This is a genomic window from Agrobacterium sp. Azo12, from assembly GCF_029193765.2.
In the GTDB taxonomy this organism is placed as follows: Bacteria; Pseudomonadota; Alphaproteobacteria; order Rhizobiales; family Rhizobiaceae; genus Agrobacterium.
Map to the genome: position 1 here is coordinate 92474 of NZ_JARFYO020000003.1, position 16897 is coordinate 109370.

Annotated in this window: 17 protein-coding genes; 6 read left to right on the plus strand and 11 right to left on the minus strand. The window is 57.0% G+C overall.

The genetic code is table 11. The features are described 5' to 3' along the window. Positions 1-113: 113 nt before the first annotated feature. Together PYL13_RS22440 and PYL13_RS22445 are read left to right on the plus strand one after the other, a co-directional pair. Positions 114-1397 carry a Gfo/Idh/MocA family oxidoreductase gene (locus tag PYL13_RS22440; protein ID WP_275642919.1) on the plus strand — a complete coding sequence of 428 codons (1284 nt, stop codon included), beginning with the start codon at positions 114-116 and terminating at the stop codon, positions 1395-1397. A 636-nt stretch (positions 1398-2033) separates the two neighbouring features. Continuing rightward, on the plus strand, positions 2034-2309 hold the full coding sequence (locus PYL13_RS22445; protein ID WP_250983734.1) for a hypothetical protein: 276 nt from the start codon (positions 2034-2036) through the stop codon (positions 2307-2309). 485 nt (positions 2310-2794) lie between these two features. Here PYL13_RS22445 and PYL13_RS22450 read toward each other — a convergent pair whose 3' ends face one another. After that, positions 2795-3613 (minus strand): alpha/beta fold hydrolase, encoded by an 819-nt coding sequence (locus PYL13_RS22450; RefSeq protein WP_275642920.1) that lies wholly within the window; start codon positions 3611-3613, stop codon positions 2795-2797. A gap of 682 nt (positions 3614-4295) precedes the next feature. On the opposite strand from PYL13_RS22450, the gene PYL13_RS22455 reads away from it, so the two are divergent. Both PYL13_RS22455 and PYL13_RS22460 read left to right on the plus strand, forming a co-directional pair. Further along, positions 4296-4808: an NUDIX hydrolase gene (locus tag PYL13_RS22455; RefSeq protein ID WP_275642921.1), complete on the plus strand. Its 513-nt coding sequence runs from the start codon at positions 4296-4298 to the stop codon at positions 4806-4808. A gap of 207 nt (positions 4809-5015) precedes the next feature. Beyond that, positions 5016-5222, plus strand: coding sequence for a hypothetical protein (locus PYL13_RS22460; protein ID WP_192490023.1), 207 nt, complete (start codon positions 5016-5018; stop codon positions 5220-5222). 436 nt (positions 5223-5658) lie between these two features. On the opposite strand, the gene PYL13_RS22465 is transcribed toward PYL13_RS22460, so the two are convergent. After that, positions 5659-5925 (minus strand): hypothetical protein, encoded by a 267-nt coding sequence (locus PYL13_RS22465; RefSeq protein WP_192490308.1) that lies wholly within the window; start codon positions 5923-5925, stop codon positions 5659-5661. A gap of 53 nt (positions 5926-5978) precedes the next feature. Between PYL13_RS22465 and PYL13_RS22470 the strand changes: the two genes are divergently transcribed. After that, positions 5979-6101 carry a hypothetical protein gene (locus PYL13_RS22470; protein ID WP_275642922.1) on the plus strand — a complete coding sequence of 41 codons (123 nt, stop codon included), beginning with the start codon at positions 5979-5981 and terminating at the stop codon, positions 6099-6101. Positions 6102-6300: 199 nt separating this feature from the next. Here the strand turns inward: PYL13_RS22470 and PYL13_RS22475 are convergent, their stop codons facing one another. The 6 genes from PYL13_RS22475 to PYL13_RS22500 all read right to left on the minus strand — a co-directional run bounded on the left by PYL13_RS22475 (position 6301) and on the right by PYL13_RS22500 (position 12360). Beyond that, the gene (locus PYL13_RS22475) at positions 6301-7371 is read right to left on the minus strand and encodes an ABC transporter ATP-binding protein (RefSeq protein ID WP_275642923.1); all 1071 of its coding nucleotides are present in this window, start codon (positions 7369-7371) and stop codon (positions 6301-6303) included. Beyond that, a complete protein-coding gene (locus PYL13_RS22480) occupies positions 7368-8297 on the minus strand; it encodes a PfkB family carbohydrate kinase (protein ID WP_275642924.1) in 930 nt (309 codons plus the stop codon). The genes PYL13_RS22475 and PYL13_RS22480 overlap by 4 nt, the downstream gene beginning before the upstream one ends. Continuing rightward, entirely contained in the window at positions 8298-9320 is a 1023-nt protein-coding gene (locus tag PYL13_RS22485; protein ID WP_275642925.1) for an SIS domain-containing protein, read from the minus strand. Then, a complete protein-coding gene (locus tag PYL13_RS22490) occupies positions 9317-10162 on the minus strand; it encodes a carbohydrate ABC transporter permease (RefSeq protein ID WP_275642926.1) in 846 nt (281 codons plus the stop codon). The genes PYL13_RS22485 and PYL13_RS22490 overlap by 4 nt, the downstream gene beginning before the upstream one ends. Next, positions 10162-11046, minus strand: a complete 885-nt coding sequence (locus PYL13_RS22495; RefSeq protein ID WP_192490028.1) for a carbohydrate ABC transporter permease — start codon at positions 11044-11046, stop codon at positions 10162-10164. The genes PYL13_RS22490 and PYL13_RS22495 overlap by 1 nt, the downstream gene beginning before the upstream one ends. A 75-nt stretch (positions 11047-11121) precedes the next feature. Next, on the minus strand, positions 11122-12360 hold the full coding sequence (locus tag PYL13_RS22500; protein WP_275642927.1) for an extracellular solute-binding protein: 1239 nt from the start codon (positions 12358-12360) through the stop codon (positions 11122-11124). A gap of 221 nt (positions 12361-12581) precedes the next feature. On the opposite strand from PYL13_RS22500, the gene PYL13_RS22505 reads away from it, so the two are divergent. Next, entirely contained in the window at positions 12582-13787 is a 1206-nt protein-coding gene (locus PYL13_RS22505) for an ROK family transcriptional regulator (RefSeq protein WP_275642928.1), read from the plus strand. A 464-nt stretch (positions 13788-14251) separates the two neighbouring features. Here the strand turns inward: PYL13_RS22505 and PYL13_RS22510 are convergent, their stop codons facing one another. From PYL13_RS22510 to PYL13_RS22520, 3 genes are all read right to left on the minus strand, one after another. Continuing rightward, a complete protein-coding gene (locus tag PYL13_RS22510; protein WP_275642929.1) occupies positions 14252-14770 on the minus strand; it encodes a YidB family protein in 519 nt (172 codons plus the stop codon). A 249-nt stretch (positions 14771-15019) separates the two neighbouring features. Beyond that, positions 15020-16375, minus strand: coding sequence for an FAD-containing oxidoreductase (locus PYL13_RS22515; protein ID WP_275642930.1), 1356 nt, complete (start codon positions 16373-16375; stop codon positions 15020-15022). Next, positions 16372-16833, minus strand: coding sequence for a DUF4126 family protein (locus PYL13_RS22520; protein WP_275642931.1), 462 nt, complete (start codon positions 16831-16833; stop codon positions 16372-16374). Before PYL13_RS22520 ends, PYL13_RS22515 begins: the two co-directional genes overlap by 4 nt. Positions 16834-16897: the final 64 nt, after the last annotated feature.

A 16897-nucleotide genomic window follows, 5' to 3' on the forward strand; every position in this document is an offset into this window, starting at 1 on the left:
CGCCGGTAAAGCGAAGCAGCGTCCTTCTCACGGGACAATCAGAAACACGTGGCTGCGTCAGATCGGCATCATTGATCGAAGCGGTTTGGCGTGAATGGAAGAGGAGATAGCCGATGGCCAAGAAAAAATACGTCATCGTTGGCACAGGCGCGCGCGCCCGCATGTTTTACGAAGCCATTGCGCGTAATTTCAGCGCGCAGAATGAACTGGTGGCACTTTGCGATACCAACCAGACGCGCATGGATTACACCAACAAAGTGCTGATCGAGGAGTTCGGCCTTAGCCAGTTGCCCACCTATAAGGTCGAGGATTTCGGTCGCATGCTGGATGAGACAGCTGCCGATGTCGTGATCGTCACCTCGATCGACCGTACACATCACACCTACATCATCGCGGCATTGGAAGCTGGCCGTGACGTCATCACCGAAAAGCCGATGACCACGGATGTGGTCAAATGCCAGCAGATCATCGACACGGTCAAGCGTACCGGTCGCTCGGTCCGCGTCACTTTCAATTACCGCTACGCGCCGCACAATGCGGCTGTCCACGAGATCATCGCTTCAGGCGGAATTGGTGATGTCTATTCCGTCCATTTCGAGTGGTTGCTCGATACCAAACACGGCGCCGACTATTTCCGCCGCTGGCATCGTGACAAGCGCAACAGCGGCGGGCTAATGGTGCACAAGTCCACTCACCATTTCGATCTCGTCAATTTCTGGCTGCAAAGCCAGCCACAGACCGTGTTCGGCATGGGTGATCTGCGCTTTTATGGCCGCGCCAATGCCGAGGAGCGGGGCCTGTTCACGCCTTACAACCGCACCACCGGAGTTGCCGCCGCTAAAACCGATCCCTTCGCCATCGACCTGACCGAAAGCCCGGTCCAGAAAGCGCTCTATTGGGATGCCGAACATGAGGACGGTTACCAACGGGATCAGAACGTCTTCGGGGATGGCATCAGCATCGAAGATACGATGCAGGTCATGGTGCGCTACAAGAGCCGCGCGGTCATGACCTATTCGCTCAACACCTATGCGCCCTGGGAAGGATTTAATGTTGCCTTCAACGGGTCGAAGGGGAGAATCGAACTCATGGTTCGCGAAACCTCCTATATCAATGCCGGTGGTTCTTCACACGAGGAAGGCGCTGCAAAGGGTATCCAACTCTATCATTTCCCGCTGCACGGCGAACCGCGTATCGTACCTGTCGTGATGGAGGAGGGCGGTCATGGCGGTGGCGACAACCGCATGCTGGCAGATATCTTCGGTAGTTCGAATTCCGGCGGTGCCTTCGCCGCAGATTTTCGCGATGGTGCCATGTCAATCCTGACCGGCCTTGCCGCCAACCGGTCGTTCCAGACGGGCTTACCGGTCGAAGTCGACGATATGGTCCAGTTCTGAGCGGTTTTTCAAAGCGCGTGCAACGTTTTCGGCGGCACGCGCAATGCTTTGTTGGGACACGTCGGCGTGAGCGTGTCCAGCAAGGTTATCGTCTGGAAAGCAGCGCACCCCTAGAGAACCGAGTTTGATGTGCCGATATTTTGCACGAGGCTCCATTCGCGGTAGCGTTTTCGACAGACGGTACACGTCCGCGCCAACGAAGCATGGCATGGTTGGCTTGGAAATGGGGAGCTCCACCCAGTCCATGAGGGGACCATCCAAGGCCAATACAGTTGAGGCGACTGCAGGAGTGAAATCGGTGAAGACGAGATTAGCACCCTTCGGATATAATAGCCGCGTTCCGCGCTTTTTTCCAATCGCGAGGCCCCTGGGGAAGGGGATTAGTTCGAACATTGGAGCTTATGGAACACTCCGTGGCACTGCATCGAGTCGAAACTTTTTGCACTTCGTCGCGGCAGTACCCGGCTCTTTCGTTTTTTAATACTCGAGAGACCAACTCCGCCATCGAACGCTCGTCCACGACACGCCTGTTAGCCAACACCCCGGATTCACTATGCATTAAGCATGGTCTAAGCGGCGCGGGAACCTCCAACGGAGCGCGGGCATTCCGATTACGGTGTTGCAGATGAGGATAGAATGACCCCCCAATTTCATGAGCGCTACATAAGCCGTGCAGAACATAATGCCATAGTCGCATATTACAAAAAGCTTGTCGTGCAGCTTCATCAGAACCGGCAAACAGCGAAGGACGAAAGCCACCTCAACAATTCGACTTGCACGTCAAGTAGTGAGGAACTGACAGTTTATCAGAGCTGTGAAGAGGTAGGAGGCATCGATCTTGGCTCAGGCGGCAATGTTGTCGTGGTGGATTTCGCTCGCTGTTCGGCGAAGAACTCCCAGCTCCTCGAGTAAGCCATGCACAATGTGGCTGACGACAAGGGTACTCCATGTGCCGCCCTTCGTGAAGGAATTGCCCTGCATTCGCTAAGGCCATAAACGACGTTGGCGAAGCAAGCCTCTTCAGCGGCGCAAGGCTCGAACTTATCCCACAGTGCCCGAAGCTCCTGGGCCCGTCCATCGGGAGTAAATCCTATTGGCTTGGAACGGGACTTGGGCTTTTGGGGATCTTCGGGTCTGCCAACCATCAGGCTGATCGGTTCACGTGCATTTCGAAGTTGGAAGGGTACATCTTTCACCGTCATTCTCGTCCGAGCCTGAAAGTGCTGTTCGTGACTGGCTACACTGAAAATGCGTTCTTAATGTTTTGGTCTTGATGCGGAATTGGCAGATACTCAAGTCATTTCAACTGTGTACGGCCAATCGGGTTGGCGACATCGTCGCGAAATAATTGTTGAGATAGCGAGCGCAAAGTAACCTTTGCGCTCGCCCGTTTTTGCTTAAGACAGAAACGCGATAAGGTCCTGGTTGAGGCGATCAGGGACCGTTGCGAACAGGCCATGGGGTTCGCCATCATATTCGATCAGTTTCGCCCCTGCGATAGCCTTCGCGGCAGCCCGCCCAGTGGGATCAATGGGGACCGTTTTGTCGCCTGTACCGTGGATCACCAGTGTTGGAACCGTGAAGGCAGCAAAATCTGCACGGAAGTCGGTCTTGCCAAATGCATCTACGCAATCGATTGTGGCTTTCGGGCTCGCCATCACACCCAGCACAAACGACCAGTCCAGCACACCTTGGCTAACAGGCTTAGTGACATATCCGACGCCGTAAAACGTCTTGGCAAAGCTTTGGAGGAAAGCAAAGCGATCCTCTCTGATGTCTTTTTTCATTCCATCAAAGACGCTTCCATCGACACCGTCCGGGTTCGTATCATCTTTGAGTAGGTAGCCCGCGACCGATGCGACGAGCACGGTTTTAGAAATCTTGGATGCGCCGTGTCTCGACAGGTAACGGGCAATCTCGCCTCCCCCCATGGAAAAACCGACAAGCGCAGCACCTTCCAGATCAAGACCGTCAATAACTGAGGCCAGATCGTCAGCGAAGACGTCGTAATTATAGCCACTTGCGGGGTGACCAGACTGTCCAAATCCACGGCGGTCATATGTGATGACTCGGAAACCGGCCTCAAGCAGAGCAACCGTTTGATACTCGAACATGTCGCCGGTCAGGGGCCAGCCATGAATTAGCACCACAGGGCGTCCTTGACCCATGTCTTTTACGTGCAAGTTAGTCCCGTCTTTTGCTTCAATAAATGCCATTATGAAACTCCTTGGATGATGCCAAGAGTAAAGCTCACAGCGGACATCTTGTTCCTCGGAGATCACATTCCAAGGTATTTCGTTTGACTGCTCGTTGCACCGAACAGCTCTTCATCGAGAGGTCTAAGACGCGTCATTTGGGCGATTGGGAAAATCATGGCGTAACCACTGTCATCCGCAAATCGCTGACGGCGTTTCAGGCTAACGACGACTTCTATGAGGTCATCGCGCTCTGGCGCAGATGTTATGGCGTTCTCTTAATCGTGCGGCAAAACGTCGCCTTGAAGGATACGTTGCCTATGCTTACCTAACCCTCATGCGAAATACTTGGGTCATTCAAATCTCCTGGCTTACCGATCAAGCACGCTCCGTCACCCGGAGCTGGCAGCATTGATCCTGTAACGCCGCCACAGACCCAGCCGCTCCGGGCACCCACGTAATAGAAAGTGCGGTTTCGTTACACGTCGTTGAGGCGTGTCATGGAGCGTATCATGTCCCTTTTTCGACACCATCCCACCTGCGTCACATGCAACCGAAAATTGCCTGGTGCTGCGGCCCGTTGCCCATGGTGCGACACCTCTGTCCCGTCCACAATCGACCGCCGCTCTGCCGTTCGTAAGCAACAGGCGTCTCTAGAGACATTCCTTTTGCTCTCGAAGGATGCCGGACTATGACTTGCGCGATGACCTTGAGCGGTAAGACCCTAACAGGTGGCGATACGGACGAGTTGCAGCTGGTCGGGGTCTTTCCGTGGCGTATCGGGCGTGATGGCGAACGGATGGTGCTGCTCATCACCTCGCGCAGGCAGGGACGATGGATCATGCCCAGGGGGTTGCCCGTGAGGGGAGAACCGCCCTTTGTTGCGGCGTCCCGGAAGGCTTTCGAGGAGGCGGGGATCATCGGTGAAATTTCCACCGTCCCGGTGACAACCTACCAATACATTAAGGTCCTTGACGAAGGATCGCAGGTTGCCTGCCGCGTCACTGTGTTCGGTATGAACGTGCGTGGCACGCTGACCCACTGGCGTCAGAAGGAGCAAAGACACCGACGGTGGTTTTCCCTCGAAGCAGCGGCGGACAAGCTTGATGATATCCAGCTTGCCGAGTTCGTAAGGACAATCGACTCGGAGCCGGGTCGCCTTGAGCAACACAACCGTTCCGAGGGACTACGCGACCACCATACGCGAGGTGCCTGACGTGCCGACGATATTTCTGACAGGCTTCGCAGGTTGGATGCCTTCTGTCTTTCCAATTCGAAGGACCAGTGCCGGACGCTAACTGCCTGGCGCCAAGAGCTGCGATTGCAACATTGGCGCCAGGTGTTTCCCAATCCGTGACTGAAACTGTGGAGCAAGCCTGGCCCTTTGTGCCAGAGCATAATCCATATCCAGAAAGAGCCACCAATGACTTTTAGATACACCCATACGTTCCCCATCAGCGGCCCGAACAAGTTGCCTCGTTTCAGGCGGTGGGCGGCCGAAAATATTCCGGGCGTCGCCGTGTCCCTGCCGCCCCAGGTGCCGGTCAAAAGTGAGGCCCTCACGGTGCGATTGAAGTCCCTTGAGGATCGCAACACGCTGATCGAAAAACTGCAAGGTGTGGGCCTGTAAGGTAAGCCTTCGCGGCAAGCGGCCGGTCGGTGATTGTCCTGTAGGCAGACTGTCACGCACAGAAGTTTATAGGGAGGCCGTGCCGCTTACCGCATTTTTCATGCATGAAAACCCTGCCAATGCATACTGGTTTGATGTTTCGGGTATTTTGTCGCCGCCGAGCTTGCGAAAGGGAGGCGCCATAGTTGGTGGCGCCATGCAGAATATGAATGATGACTACCTTTGCATTGTCGACGCGTTAGAAGATCGGATAGTCGGGCAAACGCGTCACAGAATACTGTGATGTTCGTTGCGAAGGACCAGGGTCGAGCGACTGGTGTGTCGTCGATCCCCATCGAGAGTTTTCATCACCGACAAGTAGCAGCTTGAATCCCTAAACACTGATATGCGTGTCTTGTATAACGAAAGTGTTTGAAGTCTGTATGGAACTGGAGACCTAGCGCCCCGGCTTGCGCGGCTCACCGCCTTGAGCGTAGGCTGTTTTTTCCACAAATCGGAACTGGTTGCCGCAGTGAGAGCAGCGGATCATGAATTCCGAGGGAATGCTGGATGGACGCTCGGCACGAAATCCGCGCGGCATCTCGTCTACGCGAAAATCGACATTAGCTGAACGCTTATCGTCGGTTTCCGAGACTTCTGCAAAGCCTTGGTGACCACAGTTTGAACATTCAAGCTTTCGGGAATATCTGTCGCGCGCTGCCATCTGACATCCTGTTATTTTGCGATCAGGTAACAACCAACGGAAGACATTTCAATGTGCCAGATCCGGAATTCATCCAGTTCATTTCCTTCGACAGCCAATTTACCGGAGGGCAGGGCGATGGTGCTGTGGCCAACATCGAATCTGAGGACAATTGCGGTGACTGTCTCGCCATTTGACTATCAATCGGTTTTTCGAACGCGGGTTCGAATTCTTTCGAGGTGAATGATTACTGATGCTCTACCGTTGTTGGAGCTTCACTTGGCATCAGTAATTTCGATTCCAATGCCAGGCGACATCTTGTTTATGGGCAATTTTGGGGCGTCGACGCGCGACGCCTACCCGGATAGTCCTGACGCATCGAATACGATTACGCGCTCAGCCGTACCGAAGCCCGGTTTCCGCATTGAAGAGATGAACGGCTTCCGGATCAAAGAACAGCGATATGTGGTCGCCGCTGGCCAGAGTTGTTCTTGGTGGCAGGCTCGCTGTCACGCGTTGTGTGCCGACGGATGCGGTAACAAGCAGCTCCGGACCGGTTAACTCGGCCACATCGCAACGCGCGTCGATGGTATTGCCATTGCCGGCGAGCGAAAGCGCTTCCGGGCGAATGCCGAGGATGAGCTTCTGCCCTTCTGCCGGCGCAGTCTTCAGTGATGACGGCAAAGGCACACGGCCGTCTCCATTATCGATCGCCAGAGCGCCATTCTCGACCGTCACCTGCAGCAGGTTCATCGGCGGTGCGCCAACAAAAGTGGCGACATACAAGGTTGCCGGTTGGTCGTAGATTTCAGCAGGTGTGCCAAGCTGTTCTATGCGCCCGTCTTTCATGACGGCGATCCGGGTCGCGAGTGTCATTGCCTCGATCTGGTCATGCGTGACATACACCACCGTCGTTTTCAGTATCTGGTGTAGGCGCTTGAGCTCTGTGCGCATTTCCATGCGCAATCTGGCATCAAGGTTGGACAAGGGCTCGTCGAACAGGAAGACTTCAGGCTTTCGCACCAGCGCACGACCGATCGCGACGCGCTGGCGCTGTCCACCGGAAAGCTGAGCCGGCTTGCGATCCAATAACGGCTCGATCTGCAGCAATCTGGCAGCCTCGTTGACCGCTCTGTCACGCTCCTGCACCGGTACCTTACGCATTTCCAGTCCAAAACCGATGTTCCGCCGCACTGTCAGGTTGGGATAAAGCGCATAGGACTGGAACACCATCGCGATGTCGCGATCTTTTGGATGCACGCCCAGCACCGAACGATTTCCAATCCGGATATCGCCGCTAGTCGCTTCTACCAACCCTGCAATGATGTTCAGAAGCGTTGACTTGCCGCAACCGGACGAGCCGAGAAGGACAAGAAACTCGCCGCTTTCAAGCGAGATATCGACGCTCTTCAGTGTTTCGACTTCACCGTATGTCTTGCGAATACTGTTGATCTCAAGCGCGCTCATCGAACGGCCTCCTCGGAAGCAAGTGGTCCGCCATAATGACGGGGAAGGGTGGAAATTGCGCGCGATGCGACTTGTGTGCCGGCAAGCAAACTGGCTTCAATCGACCTGGAATTGGCAAGCGCAGCCAGGAATGCGGCGTTAAACACATCACCGGCGCCGATCGTGTCGACGACTTCGACCTTGGGTGCTGCAACTGTAACCAACGAGCCGTCAGGACCAATGGCAACTGCGCCATCAGGACCGCGTTTGACGACGACAATCGCTCCTTCAGGCATGTGCGAGCGGATTTCGCGTGCAGCCTCGATCGGATCATCAATGCCAGCGAGCGTTGTCGTCTCAATCTCATTGAGCAATGCAATACCACAGCGGGAAAGCCAGCGACGTGTCTTCGTGCAGTTCTTTTCTGTCCACCCGTCCAGCGGCCAGCCCGTGTCGAGTGCAAGGGTGATTTGGTGGGTCGCCGCCCAGTCGAACAATGTGTCATAGTTGTGAGCCAGGTCGTCGGTCAGGAATGAGCCACAAACCAGTGCATATCCCCCCGCCATCGCCGCGCCGTCGATCGTGGTCAGGACGTCGGATATCCCGAAGTGGGGCAAATGACCACGTGTCGTGAAGAAGGTTCGTTCACCGTCCGGATGGGTAATGCCGACCGACAGCGTGGTGCGCTCCGAGCGGACGGACCATTTGGCGGCGCGCTCCCCGAAGGCCTCACGCAGCCAGCTGCCAAACTGGTCGCTGCCGACATTGGCGGCGATCGAGAACTCCACGCCGAGCGCTGCCCAGGCCAGGGCACTGTTGCCGGCGCTGCCGCCGACACGAAGCTCGTCGTGATCGACAATGATTTCGGTGCCAGCCTTTGGCCATGGAGCTGCAGGCCCCAAAATAAGATCGACATTGACATTGCCGATGACTGCGAGAGGTCGCATTTATTCGCTCCTGGTAATCTTGGTTGAGCGTACAGGCGTGCCGGCATCGTCGACGCGGGCATCGGCAAACGCGATCATCAGCCGCTGCGCCGCAGGCAGCATTGCGAATATCGCCGCTAGGCCGGTGGCTGGCGCAAAGCGGATTGAGACCGTGCCAGCGACCGGTTCGTCGCCCGAAGCGTCGAACATGATGACAGGAGCGCCCGTTTCCACCGCGGAGACGGCCATCGCCGTCACGAGGCCGGCTGTACTGTCGTTGCCGCGGAATAGAACGACGCCAATATCCGAGCCGAGCATTTCCATCGGACCATGCCGCAACTGGCCGCCTTCGAGCGAGAAACATGGCAGTCGCGACAGTTCGGTGAGGCCGAGTGCGAGCGCTTCGGCAAGGCCCTGCAGGCGGCGGCCGGAGGTGACGACGGTACGAACCGTGGCGAGAGCAGCGAGTGCCGACGCGATGTCGGGCTCCTCTGGTGCACTCAGCACGGCGAAAGCCGCTGATGGATCGTCTCCGAACGCTGACAAAACGGCGAGGTGCAAGGCGAAGGTTACCGTGAGGCTGCGGGTCGCGGCGAAGGCAAGCTCGGTGCCACCGGCACCGATCAGTGATGTCACAGTGCGTGCCAGGAAGGATCCGCCCTCTAGTGTCAAGCCGAAGGTCTCGGCATTGCCGCCGGTCTCATCGAACCAGCGCACAACTTCAGCGCTCTCGCCCGACTGCGAGGTGACCAGAACGGTGCGACCTTCGAGCGCCAGTGGCTCACCGAGTTGTTCCGAAAGAGGCACGGCAATCGCGTCAATTCCAAGCGCCCGATAGAGTGGTTCGACGGCGCGGCCTACCGCGTGCGATCCGCCCATGCCGAGCAGCAGCAGCTTCCTGGTCTTTGCCAATGACGCGGCAATGGTGTGGGCTTTTGTCTTCGCTGCTTCATACGAGGCGAGCGCATCGGCATGCTGCCGGGCCATCTCGCGATCAATGGCGACGAGGCCGACGGGTCTGTTCTTCTGCTGGGTCATGATCATCCCTTGACGCCACCGCTGGTAAGCCCCGAGATCAGGGCGCGTTGCATGACAAGACCGACCAGCACCGGGGGCAGGGCGGCAAGCACTCCAGCGGTTGCAATCAGTCCATAATCGGAAACACGGCCACCGGCGAGATCTGCGATGGCAACCGTGAGTGTCTTGGCGCGCTGGTCGGAGGTGAACAGCAACGCATAAAAGAATTCGTCCCAGGCCAGCAGGAAGGCGAATAGGGCCGACGTCGCCATCACGGGCATGGCCAGTGGTAACGTGATGATCTTCAGCGTCTGGAACAGGCCCGCGCCGTCGATCATCGCCGCTGCCTCGATTTCCTTCGGGATAGAATCGAACCCGGATTTCATCAGCCAGGTGGTAAAGGGAGCGAGAATTGTCAGATATACCAGTGCCAGTCCGAAGACGTTGTTGAGCAGGCCGAGATGGGCAAGACCCATATAGAGCGGCACGGCCAGCGCCACAGGCGGCAGCATGTAGGTGGCGATCACCATTGTGAGCGACCAGCCGACCGTTGGTGTCCTTGAGACAGCCCAGCCTGCGGGGATGGCGAGGGCGATCGCTGCAATAGTAGACAATGCGGCAACTTCGATGCTGTTAACCAGCGACGAAGTGAATGCCGCGCCAGCGCTGTTTTCCAACGTCGACAGTAACACACCGTAGCGCGAAAAGTCTGGCGATTGCGGCCACCACCGCAATGGCTTGGCGGCAAGGTCGGCAGCTGGCGAGATGCTCATGATGAACAGCCAGAGGACCGGAGCGAGAATGACGGCGGCAAGCAACAGCGCGCAGCCGTAGATAAAGATGTTGAACACAGGATTGCGACGTTCCATCAGCTTGCACTCCCTGCGGTCTTGCGAACAAGTATGGCGTAGGCGGCCGCAAGCACGGTGACCAGCAGTGTGACGATCAATGCCAGAGAGGCCCCGGATCCCGCCCGCTGAAACGAAAATGCTTCCTGGTAGACGAGGATCGACAGCGTGCGAGTGCTGTTGGCAGGTCCGCCACGGGTCATCACCCATATGATGTCAAAAACCTTAAAAGCTTCGATCGTGCGCAGAACCAGCGCAACCATGAGCGGACCAGCGATGTAGGGCAGGATGACAAAACGAAAGCGGGAGAAAGGCCCTGCACCATCGACCAGCGATGCCGATGTTATATCGCGGGGCACGGCCTGCAGTGCGGCAAGGGCGATTAGTGCAACAAGCGGAAAGTTTTTCCAGCAATCGGCGACGATGAGCGCTGCAAGCGCAGAGCCCGGCTCGCCAAGCCAGGAGCGATAGGCATCGAGCAATCCGAGCTGGGTCAACATTGCATTCAACGCGCCATACTCGGGATTATAAATCAGCCGCCAGAGGGTGGCATTGACCACGGTGGGCAGCGCCCAGGGAAGGATCATCAGCGCACGCAGCAGGGTGCGGCCGTAGAAATTCTGGTTCAGCAGCAGCGCAGCAAGAACACCTATCACCATCTCGGCGGTCACCGAGACAATCGCGAACACGAGGGTCGTTGAAAGCGTGCGCTGGAAATTCGAGCTTGTAAGCATCTTCACGTAGTTATCGATACCGACAAAATTGCCTGCGGTGCCGACCAACTTGGCGTCAGTAAAGGACAAGGTGACGGTGTCAATCAACGGCCATCCGATGACGGCCATCATCACCGCGAGCAGCGGCAACATCAAAAGCCACGCACGGGTGGTCATCCAGGTGCCGGACATGGGGCGCCCTTTCAATTCATCGGTATGGAGATGGCAAGCCAGGCGGCGCTAGTGGCCGCCTGGTTGTTCACTTGCTTAAAGGCCGCTGTTTTCTGCAGCCGTATTCAGCGCATCTTCGGGCGAAGACTGGCCGAGAAGGGACTCCTGGATCGCCTGCTGAAGGGCGGTCGAGAGCTCCTGATATTTCGGTGTCGTTGGTCGCGGATACATGGCGGCGAGACCGATTTTCGCAGCGGAAATCAGCTCCTCTTGGCCTTTGGTGACGGCAGGATCATCATAGGAGGATGCCCAGATTGGGAGGCTCAACTTGGCATACTGGTTCTGCGTCGCCTGCGACGTCATGAATTCAATGAACTTCCAGGCTTCGTCAGGATGCTTGCTGGCCGAGGTAATGCCGAGACCCATCGAGCCATTGACAGCAGATGCTTCGCTCTTCCCGGCGACACCGGGAGCAGCCACAACACCGACCTTGCCGGCAACTTTGCTTTCCTTGGGGTCGTTTGCCATGTTGTACATATAGGTCCAGTTCAGCGCGAAGGCGGCGTCGCCATTCTGGAAGACCTTGCGGACGTCCTCTTCGAGGAATTCCTTGGAGTTCGGGTTGGTCAGGCCGGACTTGTAGCTTGCGACCATGTAGTTGAGGGCATCAAGACCGCCGCCAGACTGGAAAGCCGGTTTTCCGTCCTTCAAGAAGTCGCCCTTATAGGCGCTGACCAGCGTCGTGTAATCGCAGATCGCAGCTTCGGCCTGCGCCCAGCTCCACGCGATCGGGGTATCCAACAGTCCTTTGTCCTTAATTACCTTGGCCTGTTCGGTAAGTTCGTCCCAGGTCTTTGGCGGTGTTTTGATGCCGGCCTTTTCAAGGATTTCCTTGTTGTAAAACAGGTATTTGGTGTCGAGGATCCAAGGCATCCCATAGTATTTGCCGTCGTTCTGAACGGTGGTCCAGGCTCCCGGCAAAACATCCTTCTTGGTGTCGTCGGAAATGCGCGATGTGACATCCACGAGTACGTTGTTGGAGGCATATTCCGATGGCCAGATCACGTCGAAGAGAACGACGTCATAGCCGCTGCCGGAACCCTGTGCGAGCACCGTCTTGTCGTGCAAGCCTTCATAGGGAACAAATTCGAGATTAACCTTCACCTCGGGATTTGCCTTGCTGAAAGCCTCGGCCATCGCGCGCACGTCAGCTTCACTATAGGCCGCCTGCGCCATGAAAAGTGCATTGATCGTGGTTTCTGCAAATGCACCTGGTGCAAAGGAAGCGCCGAATAGTGCAGCTCCAAGCAGTGTCTTATTTAATGAATTCAACATTTAGCCAGCCTCCAGCTTTTTGGCATTCACGCGTTTCCCGGGGGCGGCTGTACGTCGCCTCCGGCCTTCAAGGCATCCAGTGTTTCAGATGCCGATTTCGGAGCGTCGTGGAGCCGTTTTGGGCTCTCTGCGTTCCCCGGAACTCTGCGGTTCCTTATTAAGTCAATTGCATTGACTTTATTTCTTGTTCAATATTCTATTGGTGTCAAGGGGAATTGCAGATGCATGACAGACGTCCGATAAGGGCCAAAAGTGGGACCAACCAAGAAGGCACCAGTTCGCATAACAGACGGGTGATGATTGATGCGTTGCGCGTCAACGGCGCGCTCTCACGGGCCGATCTTGCCCGAGCCACCAGACTGACGAAGCAAACCGTATCCAACATCATCGATGAACTCGAGCGCGATGGGCTTGTGGCCGCGCATGATGTTATCCGAAAGGGCAGGGGGCAGCCTTCGACCCCTTACAGTCTGGTCCCGGCAGGTGCATTCGCTATCGGCCTGCAGATCGACCGGCATATCACCCGCGCGCTAGCAGTCGATCTTATGGGCACAATTCTGACCCGCGCCGAAGCGCCGCTGCCGGCGAACGGTCCACAGGGGGGCGTGAAGGTCATCCTGGATCTTGTCGAGGCCGTCAGACGGGAACTTGGTCAGATGTTTAGCCAGTCTGAGCGACGCTTGGTCGGCCTTGGCGCGGCGATGCCGGGGCCCTTCGGCACAGAAACCACGACAGACGATCCCTGGATGATGTCGGCATGGCAGACATTTCCGCTGCTGGAAATGCTGGCTGCAGGCACCGGCCTTGAAGTAGGGTTGCAGAACGATGCGGCAGCCTGTGCGCAAGCGGAGCGCATGGTCGGTGCGGCCCACGGGCTCGACCACGCCGTTTGCCTTTATCTCGGCTATGGTATCGGTGCCGGTTTGATTCTCGGTGGTGAATTGTACAGTGGCGCAAATGGCAATGCTGGTGAAATTGGTATGGCTCTGTTGTCGCCGGGCGGACGTGCTGCTCCCCTGGAACATCGAGCGTCGCTGGCAGCACTCTACCAGCATCTTGAAATCGATCCGGCCGACCCCAGGGTTTACGCCAAGGTCAACGAACTCGCATCGACGGATGATCCGAGGGTCCAGCTATGGCTTGATGAAGCGGTGATGGATCTTCGCTGGAGCGTCCATCTCATTGAGACAGTCTTCGACCCACAAACAGTGATCTTGTGCGGTGGTGCGCCCGAAGCGCTTGCCTGTCGCTTGATGGCAGCGATGGAGCCGCTGGTTCCGTCAGTTGCGCAGCGGTCCGACCGCAGCGTTCCAAGGTTTCAGCTGGGAATGACAGATCCATGGGCGGTAGCACTGGGGGCGGCGGCAGAACCCATCAGTCGCGCTTTCGACCCTCGATTTTCAGCGATTCTCAAGCAGGCAATTTGAAGCTGGTTCATGTCCGCAAAGTGGTTGCAGAACTATCGCGACGGGCATTTGACGACGATTTGGCAGAAGACTTAATTCCAATGGGATGGTTTGTGGCGGTCGCAACAGGGCTGATAGTCGGCTCCTCTAATCGCACCGCGCCGTTCAGACATTGAAAAGTAAGCGGATCCTATGGGCTTTCGGCCTATGCCGACGGCTCGGTCTCTTTAATCCCTTCTCAAAGGATGAGAATGCTGATCTGCAGGTCCGGGCATGTGCGCATCGGGAAAGTGCCAGGTAAACGCAGAAGAACTGCTGTGGTGCAGTCAAAACAGCCATTGGATAATTCGAACAAGGCGTCCATCATGTTTCATGCGGCAATGGAAAACTGCCGCACGCTACTAATCAAAAAATTTGACGCTCTTACCGGAGTGGGATCACTGCGCTGCCGACGATCCGTCGGCTATAGGACGCATCGCTGGGGGTCAGACAGTCGTTGGCTGATCGTCGCCGGGTATCCTCCCATCCGGTGTCAGTTCATCGACCGCCCGCGGCAAATCCTTGCTGAGACGTGCGAGGATTTCCTCTCGCGACAGACCGGTTTTTTCAGTCAATTCGTCTAGCACGTCAGGTCCAATCGCCTCTGCAAGTTCGTTGTCATCAATATCGTCATTTGTCCCAGGCTTTACCCAGGAATCAGCTTTTTGTCCGAAGCCGTTCTGTTGGAACGTTTTGAGTAGGTCGCTCAGGCCACCGCTCAAAATTCCCCCAGAGGTCAGGCCGCCGAGAATAGACCCGAGTCCCCCTGTCTCATTGCCTCCACCGAGCTTGCCAAGCAGATCGTCAAGGCCACTTGTCTGGCGCGATCCAGCGTCTTGACCTGTGTTTGCGCCCTCCGCCTGCGGCTTGTTCAATCCGCGCAGGAGGTCCGCGATCTTGTCCCTGTTCTGATAGCCAGCGACGGCTAGTACACCAAGCAATGCTTTCAGTTGACCACTTACCATGTTCTTCTCCTCCGTGGGCCTCGAAAACAACGTGGCGACGCGGCCCTGTTCGCTGGACTGAAACGGTTGGTTGGCCATGAAGTTCCGCCTCCTCAGGTACAACGAATGCAGCGAACCCATGCGCGCCGCCGGCCGTACGGCGGGCCACCTTTGGCAGCCTTTCTCTGTTCGGCAAAAGGAAGGGATGTAACCCTTCTCACCATTTGCCTGCTGGGCACCCCTTCGCTTTCGATGCGCAGATCAGGAGACTTACCTGAGGTCTCCGATAAGCGTAGGCACGAGTTCCGACACGGTGGGATGTATCGGTACCGACCATTGGAGAGCCGGGTAGGGGGTGCGCGCGTTCATTGCATCGATAATGCCATGGATGGCCTCGTCGCCCTCTATGCCGAGTATAGCCGCCCCGAGGATTTGTCGGGTTTCGGCATCCGCGATTAGCTTCATGAAGCCCTGTATCTCGCCTTTCTCAACGGCTCGGCCGACACGGCTCATGGGCCGTGTCGATACGAGAATTTGGCGACCCGATGCTCTTGCCTGGCGCTCCGTCATGCCTACCCGTCCAAGCGGAGGATCGATGTAGAGAGCGTAGGCCAGAATGCGATCGCTGAGCTTCCGGTCGCCCCCGTCAAGCAAGTTGGCGGCGACGATCTCGAAGTCGTTGTAGGACGTGTGGGTAAAAGCGCCGCGGCCGTTGCAGTCCCCCAATGCCCATATGCCGCTGACATTCGTGGAGAGGCTGTTGTCTACGACGATAAAACCTTTGTCGTCGGTCTCGACACCAGCCGCTTCAAGACCCAGATCATCGGTATTGGGTCGTCTACCTGTGGCAACAAGGACGTGGCTTGCATTCATGGTCCCGCTGTTTGTCGTGACCGCAATGTCGTCCGCAGTTTGTCTGAACGATAGCCCGGTTACCCCCGTATGAACTGCAATGCCTTCTGCCCGTAGGATGTCAGCGATGGCGGATGAGACATCGTCGTCTTCACGGGAGGCGAGGCGGGTGCCACGCTCTAAGATGGTTACGCTTGCGCCGAAACGGCGGTACATCTGCGCGAACTCCAAGCCGATGTAGCTTCCCCCGATCACAACGAGATGACGCGGAACCTCCGCCAGCTGGATGATCGACGTACTTGTCAGGTATGACACGTCCGCAAGCCCAGGGTAGTCGGGAATAGACGGACGTGCACCAACGTTGATGAACACCTGCGGTGCTGTCAGGCGCATGCCATTGACCACAACCGTATTGGGATTCTCGAACTGTCCTTGTCCGTAGATCACCGACATGCTGTCGAGACTGTCAAACCAGGTAGCGAGGCCTTTGCGGGCATCGAGCGTGACCTTTTCAGCCCGGCCTCGCACGGTCTCCATGTCTATACCGATCTCGCCGGGGACAACGACCCCATATTCGCCAGCGCGCCGGGCGACGTGTGCAGCCCGTGCGCTGGCGACCAATGTCTTTGTTGGCATGCATCCGGCGTTGACGCAGGTGCCGCCAAGATATTTGCGCTCGATCAGCGCGACCTTGCGTCCAGCCGCCGCCATTCGCGCCGCCAGAAATGGACCGGCCTGTCCTGCACCGATGAAGATGGCGTCGAAGGAAGTCATGACACGGCCGCTACAATCAGCAGCGCTCCAACGACGGCGACAGCGTCTTCGATCAGGGCGGCGGGCAGGTCGCGCCCGAACGAGGTGGCAAGTCTGGCGCGGACGGCTGCTCCGCCGTAGGTACCGATGATCGCTCCGACGATCCCGGCGACCAAGCCGAAAGCGAGCAATCCAGCCGACGCACCGATGGCTGCGCCTGACAGAGCGCCTGATGCCAAGCGGGTTCCGAACTGGACCGGCACTTTGCGGGAGGGCGTGCCTGGGAGCTTGTCGGTGATCAATTCACCAAGTGCCAGAACGGTCAAAATCAAAGGTGTCCACTTGTAACCTATGAAGGCCAGAGGTGTCTGGGAAACATCGAGCCAGCCAAGGCTTGCCGCCCAAGTGATGGCAGCTGGAGCTGTCATCGCCCGTAGTCCGGCGATGACACCGATTAAAAGCGCGAGAAAAATCATCATGCCATTCCCCTTTTTTTGATCTGGCGTGGTGCCTGTCGCTACTGCGCCATCGCGTGCAGCAAAT